We start from the raw sequence: 13,924 nt of genomic DNA on the forward strand, positions 1-13,924 counted from the left end.
ATTGAGATTGTACCGCTTGAACTGTCTCAACGGAAATATGATGATAGGGCCCTGTTTCCTATAACTCCAATTACAATATTACAGGCTCATCCTTCTGAAAATGACTGATGGGATGACTCTTCGAGTAACCAGTTTCGCAAGGTTGCAAGAACCGGATCTGCTTCCCAATTTCGTTTCATGCGGAGCGTGTAAATAGTTTTTTGCGGCACCGCTTGCTCAAACAATCTGACAAGTTTTCCGTTTCGCAGCTCATTGTCGATCAGAGAAAGGTGGCCTAAAACAACACCGGCGCCACTTTCTGCCGCTAACGTGGCACTGTATGCATCATCAAACCACATGGCCTTTGTTGATCCAGATATTTCTGGCGCGGCTGTGGACAACCAGAACTTCCATTCATCGCGCTGATACTCGTGCAAAAGGACATGATCGGACAGGTCCGACGGATATTGGATGGGCCCATTATCGCGCAAATACTTCGCGCTGCAGACAGGCGCTCTTTCCGTCGTCATGAAAGTTTCATATTCTCCATCGGATGGGCAGCCATATCCGCAAGTAATTTCAATGTCGGATCGTTGATCAGTCAAGTTCGTGGTCAACGAAAGACTCACATCTCTAAGGGCGCGCCTCAGCCGCATGAGACGAGGCGAAATCCAACGCGATGCAAACCCTGGCGAACATTGCAGTGTCACCATTCGACTTTTAACTGTTTTTCTGACGCTGTCTGTCGCATGAGAAAGTTTATCGAGCACCGGGCCGATATTGGATAAATATTCCTGACCTGTGCTTGTTAGCCGAACCCCCGTGGGGCCACGATCAAAGAGCTTTTGGCCAACAAAGTCCTCAAGCTGTCGAACTTGGTGGCTAATGGCTGAAGAGCTAAGATGAAGCTCTTCAGCAGCAAGGCGAAAGCTGTTCAAACGCCCAGCGGCTTCAAAACCGCATAACGCGGCCAGCGGAGGAAGTCGGCATTCTCTAGACATGAAATTCTCTCACCACCAAAGTGAATAATCTTCTTTTGTCTCAAAATAATAATGTCCCTACACTAACAGAGTAATTTGCAAAAAAGGAAAAATTTTATGGACATTTCACATATAAACTTGAAAACCCCGGTAAAGGGCCTTCATGTTATCTCCTTTACACTAGTGTTGGGCCTATGCGCCAAGACTGCTTTTGCAGAGCCGCCCAGCGTCCCCAAAGATCACAAGGGCGTCACCGTCGGCCTTCTTGAGGAACTCCCAAAAGAAACCCTTGAGCGGACGGTCGGACTAAAAGGTTATACATTGCGTATGCGCTGGGTTACCGTCGAAGCGGGTGGTCGTATCGCCGAACACAGTCATGCTGACCGTCCTGGTATTGTCTCAATGGTCGCCGGCAAATGGTGGGAAGGACAGTATGGCAGCGAAAATATGTACTCTGCCGAAGGCTATGAAAGTTTCCCAGAGACCGAGAAAACGGTCCACTGGGTATATAACCGCTTGGATAAACCTTCGACGGCGTTGGTTTGTGACATTGTTAAATCTAAATAGCTCTGACGATACCGGATTGTTTACAAGCCATGCATTCACTGGGGTCGAGCCATCCATACCCTCACCGAAAGGGTCTTTGGCCAGAGATGCGCTGGTATACTAACCACAGGCAGATGGTTGATTGAACAAAGACAGGCCAACAGCATCAGATTTTGCCAAACGTATCTAGCTTCAGCAGGCATCTAGTTCAGCAGCTGCAATATTAGCCTGCACTTTAGCCTTTTGAGCAGAGGTTGTTCGAAGGCCTTGAACCACTCTTGGATACTTATAATGGTGCTACAAATCAGCAGGGACAGAGCGATAGAAATAGAAATACCCACCACGAACAATGGTGTAAGGGATTCCGTTGGTCAGTAATTTGGTCTGTATTTCGGTCAGCACTCAGGAGCGCCAATACTTAAGCCAGGTTTAAATAACTGATTATTATCTTATGCTTATTGGGAAATTATCCGTGATATTAGGATAATTTATGGCGGTGCTGGTAGTCCCGCGAGCTTAGGCATCAGCAGTTTCTCAATAAATAGGTGTTAGGGTTTTAAGGTTGGTTTTGAAGTAGCGGAATTAAACTGGGTTAAGAATAGCCGCACAGCTAATTGTAGAGACTAATAAGAGCAAGGAGGGTTATTCTGACAGGGCAGCGCTGAAATAAACTAGGCGAGTGGCCCGGTATTCGCCTCTCTGATTTGAATTTTACTTGAACCGCTTCGCTGCGTCTGCCGCCGAAGCCCGCATGTTTTTAGCAAAAAGCGTAACATCGATTTCGGTTGCGATAAAAGTCGCTCCCAAATCACGACATTGGGCTTGTAGTTCCTGATCAAGAGTTAAGATGCCTGCCGCCTTTCCCCCCTCAACGATCCGCTTCGTAGCCTCTAACACGGCGGTCTTAACCTCGATTTGCCCTGGTTTGCCAATGAAGCCCATGTCAGCTGCCAGATCAGACGGACCGATGAATACACCGTCCAAACCGTCGACTGCCAGAATATCATCCAGTGCCGCCATGCCCTTTTGGTTCTCAACTTGTGCCAACAAGCAGATTTCTTCCCGTGCGGTCGTCAAGTAGTCGCCAATTGCAGCAAAATCTGAGGCGCGGGCCAGTGCAGATCCGACACCGCGCACCCCATGCGGCGGATATGTCACTGCATCGACCAATTCTTGGGCCTGCGCGCCGCTTTCGACCATCGGGATCAGAAGTGATTGAGCACCAGCATCTAGCAACTGTTTGATGATCCAAGTTTCGCCTATCGGAGGCCGCACCATGGCATGGCTGCCACGCGCGCCGATGACCTGAAGCTGAGCCGTAATAGATCGCAGATCGTTAGGCGCGTGTTCGCCGTCGATCAACAGCCAATCAAATCCGGCACCGGCACTGATCTCAGCGATGTAAGGATCAGCCAACCCTAACCAACATCCCAGTTGCAGTTGCCCCTTTGTGATCGCAGCCTTGAATGGATTATGTGGCACTGGCATAGGAGACCCTCTTAGGCAAAGCTGATATCAACGGACCCGAAGGAGCCAAAATCAGCAGAAATCTTTGACCCCGACGGGCATTCAACCGGTCGAATAAAACTACCGGACAAAATGATTTGACCGGGTTCAATGCTTTGCCCGTATTGGGCCATACGGCGGGCCAACCAGACGACGCTTTCAACAGGATCGTTTAGAACACCGGCCCCTAGGCCCGTTTCTTCTACCTCTTCATTGCGGAAAGTGATCGCACCTACCCATCGAAGATCAAAGGCATCGATCGAATGGCGCTCAGATCCCAGCACGACACCTGCATTCGCGGCATTGTCGCTGATCGTGTCAAAGACCGTGCGTATTGCCTTTGTTTCCGGATCAACACGCAGGATACGAGTGTCGAGGATCTCGATAGATGGCGCCACATAATCTATTGCTGCGACAACATCTTCCCTTGTCACTCCCACTCCGCCAACCTGTGATTTCATCACAAAAGCAATTTCAGCTTCAATTCTGGGCTGAATGAAGCGGCCCTTTGGCACAGTGGCACCGTGATCAAACACCATATCATCGAACAGGATACCACTATCGGGGGTATCGATATTCAATGCATATTGCATGGCCTTCGATGTGAGCCCAATCTTCCAACCTACTACAGATCGGCCCTTTTCCAGTTTAGCGCGGTAGATCGCGTTCTGGATGGCGTAAGCATCGTCCATTCCCATATTGGGATGGCGTATCGATAGAAGGCCGATCTGCTTTCCGGTTTCCTCGGCTTGTAACAAATCCGCAGCGGCTTTTGCTTGATCCTTGGGCGTCATGACTGCTCATCCTCAATCGTATTGCGCAGAGTGCCGATCGTATTCACCTCAACCTCAACGACATCCCCGGGTTTTAGAAATTGCGGAGGGTCTAACCGCGCTCCAGAACCCGTCGGCGTACCAGTAACGATGATATCCCCAGGCTCCAGTGTCATGAAGGTCGAGATATATTCAATCTCACGTCGGATTGGATGCATCATTCGGGACAGTACATCATCCTGACGGACCTCGCCATTCACGCGGGTTATGATGCGGGCGTCGTCCAATTGGGCAGGATCAGTGAAAGGAACCAACCATGGCCCAATAGCACCAGATTTGTCCCAGTTCTTGCCTTGGGTGACATTGAATTTTGCGTGACGGACCCAATCGCGGATTGTTCCTTCGTTGCAGATCGTCAATGCGGCAATGTGATCATAGGCGTCGGCTTGCGTTATACGACGTCCACCCTTGCCAATCACAATCGTAACTTCGCCTTCGTAGTCGAGCTGTGGGCTTTCTGGCGGTCGGATCAATGGGCGATCATGTCCAGTAAATCCGCTCGCAAAGCGCGGAAAGAGCGACATGAATTTCGGCTGTTCAGACCCGTCTTTATATTCGGCATTCCGATCTGGGAAGTTTACGCCCACACACAGGATCCGGTGTGCATTGGGCATGACCATTTCATACTGGAAGTCGGTGTGAGAAACGGTTCTTCCCTCTACCGCTTTGCTAAGGGCAGCAAGGCCACCGGCTTGCACAGCGTCAAACAAAGTTGGCCAATGAGGGCATGCATCGTTCAAGGCAATCATTCCCGCGTCAGTGACCGCGCCGTAGTAGGTTTTGCCGCCGCTTATATAGGTCGCAAATTTCATTGATTTCTCCCCCAGCCACATTGAATAGCCTTCGCCCAGAACAGCTTTTGAAGGCTTGCACTCATGGCGCGACAATCGGAGTTGCATTCAATTCCGAATTTTTAAGGTCGACGCCTACAAACTGGGTACCATGTTTGAACCAACTTTCCGGGGCCGCCGCACCCCACAAAGTTTGCCGCTGTGGATCTTTAAGGTCCCATTTGATTGGCTCAAGATCCGGATCGACTGTTTGATAATCCGAACAATAAATCTCAATCCGGTGCCCATCGGGGTCAAGAATATAAAGGAAGAACGCGTTAGAAATCCCATGACGACCTGGGCCGCGTTCGATGTTACCAACGTAACCCGTGGTTGCCATCAGATCGAGCAAATCAATGATATTCAGGGGTGTTGGCACCCAAAAAGCTACATGGTGCATCCGAGGCCCTGTGCCATTGGTGAAAGCCATATCATGGACGCCGCCTTTGCGGTGCATCCACGCGGCCCAGAGCTTTTTGCTGTCTTCGTCTTCGGTGTATTCCGTCACACGGAAGCCGAAATCGGAATAGAAAGCGACAGAGGCATCCACGTCGTGGCTAAAGCAATTGAAATGATCAATCCGCAGCGGTTTGACCCCCCGATAAAGCGCGTATTTCTGATGGATAGGCTCTAGTTGATCCATCTTGTGGTAGAACTCCAATGGGATGCCCATATTGTCTGACGTTAGCAACGTCTTGCCTTGATAGGGGCGCGCGACCCATTCGGTTGGACGGTCTTTACTTTTGAAATAAGCCTCGGCTTTTTCGAGGTCCAATTCGTCAAAGGTTTTGAAACCCATCACCTCTACAGTACCTGGTTGATCAGATTTTTGCAGGATCACACAATGATGCCCGCGCTCTTCCATGGCGCGCAGATAGATATGGCTTTCGCTTTCATCCGTGACTTGAAGGCCCAAAATCTCGGTGTAGAATTTTTTGGATGCAGCGAGGTCCCTCACGTTTAGGCAGACATGGCTAAGCCGAATTGTATTGAAATCAGGGTATAAATTTGGTGCAGGTACGGGCATATCATAGCGCTCCCAGTTTGGTGATTTTATGGTGACCGGTCGCGAAACCGATATGCTTTTGCTCCATGTAGAATTCAAAGGACCAGTCGCCGCCATCTCGGCCAATGCCAGAAGCTTTGACTCCGCCAAATGGTGTTGGCAAATGGCGGACATTCTCCGAATTCACCCAAATCATGCCAGCTTCGAGTTTGTCGGTAAACCTCAGGGCGCGGGTAAGGTCATTGGTCCAAACGTAACCCGTCAGGCCATAGGCGACATCATTGGCGATTTCGAGGGCTTCTTCTTCGCTGCGAAATGGGATTGATGTCAAAACAGGACCAAAGATTTCTTCTTGGGCAATACGCATTTTGTTGTTGGCCTGCGTGAACAATGTGGGCCGAACAAAATAGCCTTCATCGCCGACGACTTCGCCGCCTGCAGCAATTGTCGCACCGTCATCTTTGGCAATGTCAAAATAGCTGGTGACTTTGTTGAAGTGCTCTTCGGTCACAAGCGGACCGACTTCGGTCTCAGGGTCAAGCGGGTGGCCAACTTTGATCTTGTTGACCCGTTCGATCAGCTTGGCTTCGAATTCCTCTCGGATTGTATCTTGCACTAATAGACGGGACGACGACGTACAACGCTCTCCGTTAATTGAATAGATCATGAAGATGGCTGCATCCAGTGCACGCTCGAGATCTGCGTCATCAAAAACAATGACAGGGTTTTTGCCTCCGAGCTCAAGGTGGTTGCGCTTGAGTGTATCGGCCCCCTGTTTTGTAATCAGACTGCCTGTCCGGCTTTCTCCAACAAAAGCGATGGCCTTGATCTTGGGGTGCTCGCACAGTGCCTTACCAGCATCTTCGCCAAAACCGTTAACTGTGTTTAGGACGCCAGGCGGCAAACCCGCTTCCTCGGCAATTTCAACCAGCAAACGCGCCGTCAGTGGCGAGGCTTCGGCTGGTTTGTGTACGACTGTGCAGCCTGCAGCCAAAGCAGGCGCGATTTTCCATGTCGACAGCATAAATGGGGTGTTCCAAGGTGTAATTACCCCAACAGGTCCAATAGGTACGCGCGTCGTAATGTTCATCAAGGTCGATGACTTTAAGTGCTGACCATCACGAGCTTGAACCACTTGATCAGCGAAATAGCGGAAATTTTCAGCCCCGCGCAGAGCCGCCTTAGACATGAATTTGAAAGCCTGACCAGTGTCCCAACATTCGCATAGTGCAATTTCTTCGGCGCGCGCCTCGATTCCTTCGGCGATCCGAATGATGACCTTTTTCCGCTCAGTCGCAGGTAAGTCGCGCCATTCTGCAAAAGCGTCATGTGCTGCATCGGCTGCCTTGTCGATATCCGCCGCCGTACCATGCGCCACATTGCAAATCTTCGATTTGTCTACTGGCGATGTTGTTTGAAACACCCCCTTTGAGCCCGCTGCATCCTGCCCAGCGATACGGTTCTGTATCCCTGTATCGAGAAAACGGGCGAGATAACCCTCAAGTTTAGAAATGTTATCTTCAAGAACGCTCATGCGTTGTCCTCCATATGGTCACGGACGTTTCCAAATTTGGGTGAAAGAGCGGCATCAATGTCACGCATTTCAGCTGAAAGCGCGATGGAATTTGTTTTCATCGCTGGGGCTATAAAATCTTTCAGGACGGCGAAGATGCGGGCAACAGCCTCCTTCTTGACCTGTTCCGGCCTTCCTTCCCTTAGCCGTATACTAAGGTCAATAAATCCATGCTTCGCGTCGCCATCCGCCATCGAGACATGATCAACTCGGGTGGCGCGAACACGGATACCAGGGGTTGGGAAAGTTTCTATCTCTGCCGCCGCCGCACGAATGGCTTCGCAGAGCGCACTTATGTCTACGACACCTTCGAGATTACCAGAATAGTCTATATGGAAGTGCGGCACATTATTTCCTTAACATGTTAATTGTTGTGAAGTTAATTTGTAGACATAATGGTTGTCAACAGTTCCCCGCAGAGGCTTTTGAGGTTTTATGGCTAAATCACTTCCTTCCACAAATCGATCCCTCCCCATCGCACTTATTCGGGCCCGCGAAGGCGTCATGTCTCCGATCCGTGAGATGCTTTCTGTTACAGGAATTACCGAACAACAATGGCGGGTGTTGAGGGTCCTCGAAGAGTTTGGACGAATGGATACCAAAACACTTGCAGATCGATCAAGTCTTCTATTTCCCAGCTTAACCCGCATCGTCGCCACCATGCGCAAAAAAGGGCTGGTGACACAGACCAGAGATGACAAAGACCGCCGCCGCCAATTTATCGAAATTACCCATACCGGGCAGGCGATCATAGATGATCATTCGTTACAAGCCGCCGACATTGTTGCTTGTTTCAAGAAGAAACTGGGACAAGATGATTACGAAACGCTCCTTGATCTCTTAACACGATTGGACCCGGGCGCTCAGCGTTAAGCGGCAACGGTGCCGTCAGCGCGCCATTGGTCGAAGATCTCAAGCGCTTTATCCGCAAAACTGGGGTCGTTAATGTGACACGCGATCCGATGGGTTGTGACGTTAGCGGGAATATTCGCTTCGACCTCCGCCAGAAACGCGGCCAAGCCGTCTGGGTTGTGCAGGTCCGCGCCTTCGCGATCCCATTCGCCAAGACCATCTTCAGGCAGAATCAAGGCGGTGGGCCCTTTGGCTTTAGCCATTTGTTCGCAATGTGCTCGGGCCACTAGCTTGGTTTCCTCGGCTTCCAAAACAATCGAAGTCAACAGGCGATTATGCGCATGTTTCATATGCGCATCCCACTTGCTGTCGATGGGCTGCCATCCCACAACATCGACCAGATCATAACAACCTGGCGCTACAATCTGTGGCGTGCCATTTGCGCCGGCATTGGTCAGCCTGTCCCCACCAGCTGAAATGTTTGAGCCGTTCACATGGTTCCCCAGCTCTTGAGTGCAAAAGTCGAAGACACAGGCAAAGGCGCCTTGCCGTGCGAGGCTTTCGAGGGCGCGACCACCCATACCTGTCGCATGAAAAACAGCTACTTCGAAGCCGCGTTCTTCTAGTGCTGGTTTGAGGGGAATGACGTATTTAAGCGCCGAAGTTCCTAATGACATCATACCGATGAGCGGCTTTTCTGGATCTGGCTTTTGTACAGCACTCGCCGCCCCCAATACTGCTCCCGCCGCTTGAGATAGAGACGCCTTGCATACCGAATTCAATCCATAGAGCCCGCCAGCCCAAAGGATCATTTGAGTGTCTGCCGCCAGTCTCTCGGCAGGGATCAAAGGCGAAAAAGATACGGTTGAGACAATATATTTCGGCACGCCAAGAGGCAGCGCCGAAGCCACATCTAGCGCTAAATCGGTACCCATCGTCCCACCAAGCACGATCATCCCATCGAATTTTCCCTCATTATACAAACGGGTGGCCAGCAAACTTGCTCCTTTAGCCATGATCTGCATCGCAAGGTTTTCATCACTACTGTCGATAGCATCTTGGATGGAACTTCCACCTTCTTCGGCAACATCATGTTTTGAATAATCTGTTGGTTGCGATGGATTCCCCAAGACCGAAACATCCATCGTCACAATCCTACCACCCTGGTCACGGATCACACCTGACAGAAAACCCAACTCGTCATCTTTCGTGTCGTAGGTCCCAATGACCAAGATCGTTTTTTCACTCATAGTTTAATCCACGCAGTTTTAAGGTTCACATATTTTTCGATGGCGTGCAGCGACTTGTCCGACCCGTTTCCAGATTGCCCTACACCGCCCAAAGGTACCGTTCCATCTGCACCTCCATAGGTATTGATGTGCATGACGCCGGTTCGTACCGAGCGAACCATTCGGTGCGCGCGCCCAAGATTAGCGGTCCACGCAGCCCCTGCCAGTCCATAAACTGTGGAGTTCGCCAGTGCGATTGCCTCATCTTCGGTTTCGAATGGAGTGACGCCCAACACCGGCCCAAATACCTCTTTCTGGCTCAGCGTGGCATCGCGGGTCACGCCCGTTACAATTGTTGGAGCCATATAATATCCGCCGGTTTCCTCCAAAATACGTCCACCGCCGGTGACGATCTGACCACCCTCCGTTTTAGCAGTTTCAACGAAGCTTAGATTTGCCTTTAACTGCGCTTCGGAATTGACTGCCCCTATATGCGTGTCCAATTTTAACGGATCGCCGACCCGCATCGCCTCCGACGCTTTTACGACTGCAGCAACAAATTCATCATGAATAGAAGCCTCAACTAACAGCCGCGACCCTGCCACACAGACTTGACCTGAGTTTCGGAAGATGCCTCCAGCAGCCACCTTTGCAGCTTCATCTAGGTTCGGGGCATCAGTAAAAACTATGTTTGGGGACTTGCCACCCAACTCCAAATAAACGCGCTTCATGTTCGAACGCGCGGCGTATTCCATCAATCGTCTGCCAGTGGCCCCAGACCCCGTGAAAACCAAAACATCCACATCCATTGACAAGCCTAAGGCTTCTCCCACTACACGACCTTCGCCGGTTACCGCGTTCAGCACGCCAGGCGGTAAGCCAGCCTCCAGAGCCAGTTCCGCCATGCGCATCAGCGACAAAGATGCGGTTTCGGAAGGTTTTAAAACAACAGAATTGCCCATGGCCAAGGCAGGTCCCAGTTTCCATGCGCCGATCATCATCGGGAAATTCCAAGGGATAATAGCCCCCACAACACCCACTGGTTCTTTGTGGATCATTCCAAGTATATCGTTCGGGGTAGCGGCGATCTCGCCATAGATCTTATCCAGAGCTTCCGCGTAATATCGAATGGTTGTAGCGGCTGAACCTGGCTCGGCCTTCAGTGCCATTCCAATCTCTGTCCCGTTGTCGCGCACTCCAAGAACAGCCAGTTCCAACGCGTTGGCCTCGATCAAATCAGCCCACTTCATCAGGACTTTCTTACGGGCAGCGGGAGGTTGATTGGCCCAACGGCCATCCTCAAACGAGGCGCGTGCTGAAGCTATGGCGGTTTCCATATCTGGGACAGTGCCAGCGGCCGTCGTGGTCAAGATCACGCCATCTATGGGAGAGACAACATTCATTCGCCCGCCATCAGAAGCTGGCACCTTTTTGCCATCGATTAGGTGATCAAAGGCGGCAACTGGCAGAGCGCGGAGCGCATCAATTTTGGATTGGTCCATTGGTTATCTCATCTGGCTATCGTGCAAATCATGGTCGCCTTCCGGCGGGTGGCGTAATTCCCTCATAAGCGTACGGACGTGAAGAACCAAAACCAAAAGGATCAGCCCAAACAGAATGGCTGCGATGGGTCGGTCGATCATATCCATCGGGGTATTGAGGCGCGGCAGTGCCGAACGCAATTTAACTTCCATAATACCGCCCAAAACCATGCCAAGAATGATTGGCACAATCGGCAAATTCAATCTTTTTAAGACAAAGCCCAAAAAACCAAAGCCGGCTGCGAGCATACAGTCAGTCAATGAGTTGCGAAGGGAATAAACGCCCACGAACGACAATAGCAGAATCATCACCCCAAGAAACCGCGTAGGTATGCGGATTATTTTGGTCAGTAGGTTTGTCGAGAACAATAAGAACACCAACACTATGACGTTTAAAGCGATCAACGCGAAGTACAGGCCGTAAACCAGATCAATGTTGTTTTGGAAAAGTTGCGGGCCTGGGATCACATTGTGAACGTAGAACACCGATAGCATCATCGCAGTCAGCGCCTCGCCGGGAATGCCGAGTGCCAAGAGCGGGATCATCGCAGCGGCGGGCACGGCGTTGTTGGCGGCCTCGGACGCGATCAAACCCTCAGGGGAACCTTTCCCGAATGTTTCAGGTTGTTTAGACGTCTTCTGAGCATAGGTGTAAGACATGAATTGAGCGGTGAACTCGCCTGTCCCAGGGATCATCCCCAAAATCACACCAAAGCCGGAGGCAACGGTGGCAATCCGCTTGTGACCAAGCAGTTCTTTGATACCCGCACCTATTCGACCTGTTACGGGTTTGGTGTTTGGAATATTGTCTGGCGCGGTCAACAAGAAGAAAGCCTGGGACAAAGCGAACAGTCCAAGCACCACAACAATCAGATTAATGCCGGAGGATAAGAACGAAAAACCAAATGTATAGCGCTGTGTGTATGTCACTGCGTCAAGGCCAACTGTTTGCAGAAAAACCCCGAACATCGCCAGCAGACCTGCCGCCATGATTTGTCCTCGGTGTGCTAGAATGACGAGAATAATACCGAGCAAGGCAGCAAGAAAAATCTCGCGAGAGCCAAACATCGGCGCGATCAACGCCAAGACCGGTGATAGCAATATCAGACACAGAATGCCGAAAATGCCACCCCAAAAAGACGCAGAATAAGCCAATGACACAGCACGATAAGCCTCTCCTCGCTCAGTCATTGGGTAGCCATCATAGGAAGTTAAAGCATTCACGGCCGTCCCTGGCGTGTTGATCAGCACCGCAGGGATCGCCCCACCATACATCGAAGATCCATATATACCGAGCAGAACCGTTAGCCCCACAATCGGATCAAGTGAGAATGTTGCGGGCAACAATATCGCAATTGCGACAGCGGGGCCTACACCTGGGATGGCTCCAATTATGACACCTCCGATTGCACCGACCAAAAGTGCAACGACAACATCCCATCGGGCCAACATTTCAAGTCCGGCAATTAGATTTTCCATGCGAGTGCCCCTTAAAAATAGGTCAACATAATCTGGCGAAGCCCGTCGGGCAGACTTTCGTAGATCAGGCCAGATGGCAATTTGACCTTGAGAAATATCTTGAACAGCAAGACAATAATGAATGCAGAAAGCGCAGCGATGCTAAGTGTTGACAGCTTTCGATAGCCAACCCTTAGTGTCAACGCTATAGCAACCAATATTGTCGACGGCAAATAACCCGCATATGGCACTAAGAAGGCATAACCGATAAACCAGCCAGCATATTCAAGCGATGTGATCCACAGCCAAACTTCTTGCCAACGCCCTTCAATGCGTTCGGACAGGGCTGATCCTATCAAATGGAATGCTCCAAAGAGGGCCATACTACCTAGCGAAACGGCGGGCCAAAATCGCGGCTGTGCAAACAGCTTACCACCGTTGCGCCACGCTGTTTGATCCATCAGTTGCGACAAAAGAAAAACAGATACCACCAAAACTGCCCAAGCAAACACAATATCCCCCGGTCTGCGGTAGCGTTTGAATAAGGTTTGGAGTTTTTTCACGCGCGACAAAGGCAATGTCCGTTCATCAGAATAAAAAAGGCCGGGCAGCGCCAAGACTGCCCGACCAAATGTTCAGTGATTACTCGGCCAACATCGTTTCGATACCAGCGAGGGTTTCGATGTCCTTAGCGATCTGCGCTTCTACCTCCTCGGCAGACTGCCAGTAGACCGAAGCGCCAGTTTCAGCAGCCAGAGCCTGCGCGCGTTCAGACATAACTGTCTCTTTAGCAACAGCAATGATTTTTTCTTGTACATCCTTAGGCGTATCCGCATGGACGAACAGACCGTTCCACAATGCGACGTTGAGCGAAGGAACAAGTTCAGCAACAGTTGGCGCGTCAGGTGTCAGCGAAATTCGCTCGGATCCGATGGAGGCCAACACGTTAAGGTCGTCAAGGCATGGCAGGATCAGCTGCAGAGTAGTGTTGATCACGTCTACGTCGCCAGAAGCCAATGTGTTGCAATCGAGCATATCAAATGCTGCGTCAGAGGCATAGGAGAAACCCATTTCCTTGGCCAAACCCATGGTGACCTGCGTTGGTACTAGCGGTGCCCCGAAGTGACCCAAGACGACATCGTTATCCTTCGCATGAGCCGCCAGCTCTTTCATTGTGGAATACTCGGCATTCCCACCAGCGGCGATCACAAACGGGTATGTGAGGAAGTTACCAAGCGGTACGAATGGGTCGGGGTTTAGCTCAGGAATACCGATCTGCGGACCGACGACGGGGATAGCGATGATGAACGACCCGACCGTGTAACCGTCAGCCGGCGCGTTCGCAACCTCGATCGCACCAGGGAACGGACCCCCGCCACCGCCGGGCTTGTTAACAACAGCTGCTGGGACGCCGTAAGCTTCCGAGAAATCTTCCGCAATCATTCGCGTCAGCACGTCTTCGAGGTCACCAGGAGGCCATGGCACGATGAACTCAACAGGTTTTTCCGGGTATTCCGCTTTCGCAGCGCTCGAGAAGGAAGCCACGGCAAGCGCAATTGCCGTAACAGATTTGGTTAGCTTAAACATTTTT

General features: G+C 51.0%; 14 protein-coding genes. 2 read left to right on the plus strand and 12 right to left on the minus strand.

All coding sequences use genetic code 11. The annotated features are described in order from the left end of the window. Window positions 1-86: 86 nt before the first annotated feature. The gene (locus GN278_13225) at window positions 87-980 is read right to left on the minus strand and encodes a LysR family transcriptional regulator (protein ID XAT61629.1); all 894 of its coding nucleotides are present in this window, start codon (window positions 978-980) and stop codon (window positions 87-89) included. A 162-nt stretch (window positions 981-1,142) separates the two neighbouring features. Here GN278_13225 and GN278_13230 point away from each other — a divergent pair, with 162 nt between their 5' ends. Beyond that, window positions 1,143-1,526, plus strand: coding sequence for a cupin domain-containing protein (locus GN278_13230; protein ID XAT62669.1), 384 nt, complete (start codon window positions 1,143-1,145; stop codon window positions 1,524-1,526). A gap of 690 nt (window positions 1,527-2,216) precedes the next feature. On the opposite strand, the gene GN278_13235 is transcribed toward GN278_13230, so the two are convergent. The 6 genes from GN278_13235 to GN278_13260 form a co-directional block, all read right to left on the minus strand. Beyond that, window positions 2,217-2,993 carry a 2-keto-3-deoxy-L-rhamnonate aldolase gene (locus GN278_13235; protein XAT61630.1) on the minus strand — a complete coding sequence of 259 codons (777 nt, stop codon included), beginning with the start codon at window positions 2,991-2,993 and terminating at the stop codon, window positions 2,217-2,219. Between the two features lie 11 nt (window positions 2,994-3,004). Beyond that, complete coding sequence (gene hpaH / locus GN278_13240; GenBank protein ID XAT61631.1) at window positions 3,005-3,805, minus strand: 2-oxo-hepta-3-ene-1,7-dioic acid hydratase; 801 nt, start codon at window positions 3,803-3,805, stop codon at window positions 3,005-3,007. Further along, window positions 3,802-4,656: a 2-hydroxyhepta-2,4-diene-1,7-dioate isomerase gene (locus tag GN278_13245; protein XAT61632.1), complete on the minus strand. Its 855-nt coding sequence runs from the start codon at window positions 4,654-4,656 to the stop codon at window positions 3,802-3,804. The genes hpaH and GN278_13245 overlap by 4 nt, the downstream gene beginning before the upstream one ends. A gap of 61 nt (window positions 4,657-4,717) precedes the next feature. Beyond that, a complete protein-coding gene (hpaD, locus tag GN278_13250) occupies window positions 4,718-5,701 on the minus strand; it encodes a 3,4-dihydroxyphenylacetate 2,3-dioxygenase (protein XAT61633.1) in 984 nt (327 codons plus the stop codon). A 1-nt stretch (window position 5,702) separates the two neighbouring features. Next, a complete protein-coding gene (gene hpaE / locus GN278_13255) occupies window positions 5,703-7,214 on the minus strand; it encodes a 5-carboxymethyl-2-hydroxymuconate semialdehyde dehydrogenase (protein ID XAT61634.1) in 1,512 nt (503 codons plus the stop codon). After that, window positions 7,211-7,600 (minus strand): 5-carboxymethyl-2-hydroxymuconate isomerase, encoded by a 390-nt coding sequence (locus GN278_13260; protein ID XAT61635.1) that lies wholly within the window; start codon window positions 7,598-7,600, stop codon window positions 7,211-7,213. Before GN278_13260 ends, hpaE begins: the two co-directional genes overlap by 4 nt. 88 nt (window positions 7,601-7,688) lie before the next feature. Here GN278_13260 and hpaR point away from each other — a divergent pair, with 88 nt between their 5' ends. After that, window positions 7,689-8,126: a homoprotocatechuate degradation operon regulator HpaR gene (gene hpaR, locus GN278_13265; protein XAT61636.1), complete on the plus strand. Its 438-nt coding sequence runs from the start codon at window positions 7,689-7,691 to the stop codon at window positions 8,124-8,126. Here hpaR and GN278_13270 read toward each other — a convergent pair. From GN278_13270 to GN278_13290, 5 genes are all read right to left on the minus strand, one after another. After that, on the minus strand, window positions 8,123-9,355 hold the full coding sequence (locus GN278_13270) for a UPF0261 family protein (protein XAT61637.1): 1,233 nt from the start codon (window positions 9,353-9,355) through the stop codon (window positions 8,123-8,125). The genes hpaR and GN278_13270 overlap by 4 nt on opposite strands. Beyond that, window positions 9,352-10,836, minus strand: a complete 1,485-nt coding sequence (locus GN278_13275) for an aldehyde dehydrogenase family protein (GenBank protein ID XAT61638.1) — start codon at window positions 10,834-10,836, stop codon at window positions 9,352-9,354. Before GN278_13275 ends, GN278_13270 begins: the two co-directional genes overlap by 4 nt. A 3-nt stretch (window positions 10,837-10,839) precedes the next feature. After that, a complete protein-coding gene (locus tag GN278_13280; GenBank protein XAT61639.1) occupies window positions 10,840-12,354 on the minus strand; it encodes a hypothetical protein in 1,515 nt (504 codons plus the stop codon). An 11-nt stretch (window positions 12,355-12,365) separates the two neighbouring features. Further along, window positions 12,366-12,905 (minus strand): tripartite tricarboxylate transporter TctB family protein, encoded by a 540-nt coding sequence (locus GN278_13285; GenBank protein ID XAT61640.1) that lies wholly within the window; start codon window positions 12,903-12,905, stop codon window positions 12,366-12,368. A 70-nt stretch (window positions 12,906-12,975) separates the two neighbouring features. Further along, entirely contained in the window at window positions 12,976-13,920 is a 945-nt protein-coding gene (locus GN278_13290) for a tripartite tricarboxylate transporter substrate binding protein (protein XAT61641.1), read from the minus strand. Window positions 13,921-13,924 lie beyond the last annotated feature (4 nt).

This window comes from Rhodobacteraceae bacterium Araon29, assembly GCA_039640505.1.
Taxonomy (GTDB): domain Bacteria; phylum Pseudomonadota; class Alphaproteobacteria; order Rhodobacterales; family Rhodobacteraceae; genus CABZJG01.

What these genes read in the sequence shown, in the direction of transcription:
- GN278_13225 (XAT61629.1), bottom strand. Translation starts at nt 980, where the DNA reads ATGTCTAGAGAATGCCGACTTCCTCCGCTGGCCGCGTTATGCGGTTTT.
- GN278_13235 (XAT61630.1), bottom strand. Translation starts at nt 2,993, where the DNA reads ATGCCAGTGCCACATAATCCATTCAAGGCTGCGATCACAAAGGGGCAA.
- hpaH (XAT61631.1), bottom strand. Translation starts at nt 3,805, where the DNA reads ATGACGCCCAAGGATCAAGCAAAAGCCGCTGCGGATTTGTTACAAGCC.
- GN278_13245 (XAT61632.1), bottom strand. Translation starts at nt 4,656, where the DNA reads ATGAAATTTGCGACCTATATAAGCGGCGGCAAAACCTACTACGGCGCG.
- hpaD (XAT61633.1), bottom strand. Translation starts at nt 5,701, where the DNA reads ATGCCCGTACCTGCACCAAATTTATACCCTGATTTCAATACAATTCGG.
- hpaE (XAT61634.1), bottom strand. Translation starts at nt 7,214, where the DNA reads ATGAGCGTTCTTGAAGATAACATTTCTAAACTTGAGGGTTATCTCGCC.
- hpaR (XAT61636.1), top strand. Translation starts at nt 7,689, where the DNA reads ATGGCTAAATCACTTCCTTCCACAAATCGATCCCTCCCCATCGCACTT.
- GN278_13270 (XAT61637.1), bottom strand. Translation starts at nt 9,355, where the DNA reads ATGAGTGAAAAAACGATCTTGGTCATTGGGACCTACGACACGAAAGAT.
- GN278_13275 (XAT61638.1), bottom strand. Translation starts at nt 10,836, where the DNA reads ATGGACCAATCCAAAATTGATGCGCTCCGCGCTCTGCCAGTTGCCGCC.
- GN278_13280 (XAT61639.1), bottom strand. Translation starts at nt 12,354, where the DNA reads ATGGAAAATCTAATTGCCGGACTTGAAATGTTGGCCCGATGGGATGTT.
- GN278_13290 (XAT61641.1), bottom strand. Translation starts at nt 13,920, where the DNA reads ATGTTTAAGCTAACCAAATCTGTTACGGCAATTGCGCTTGCCGTGGCT.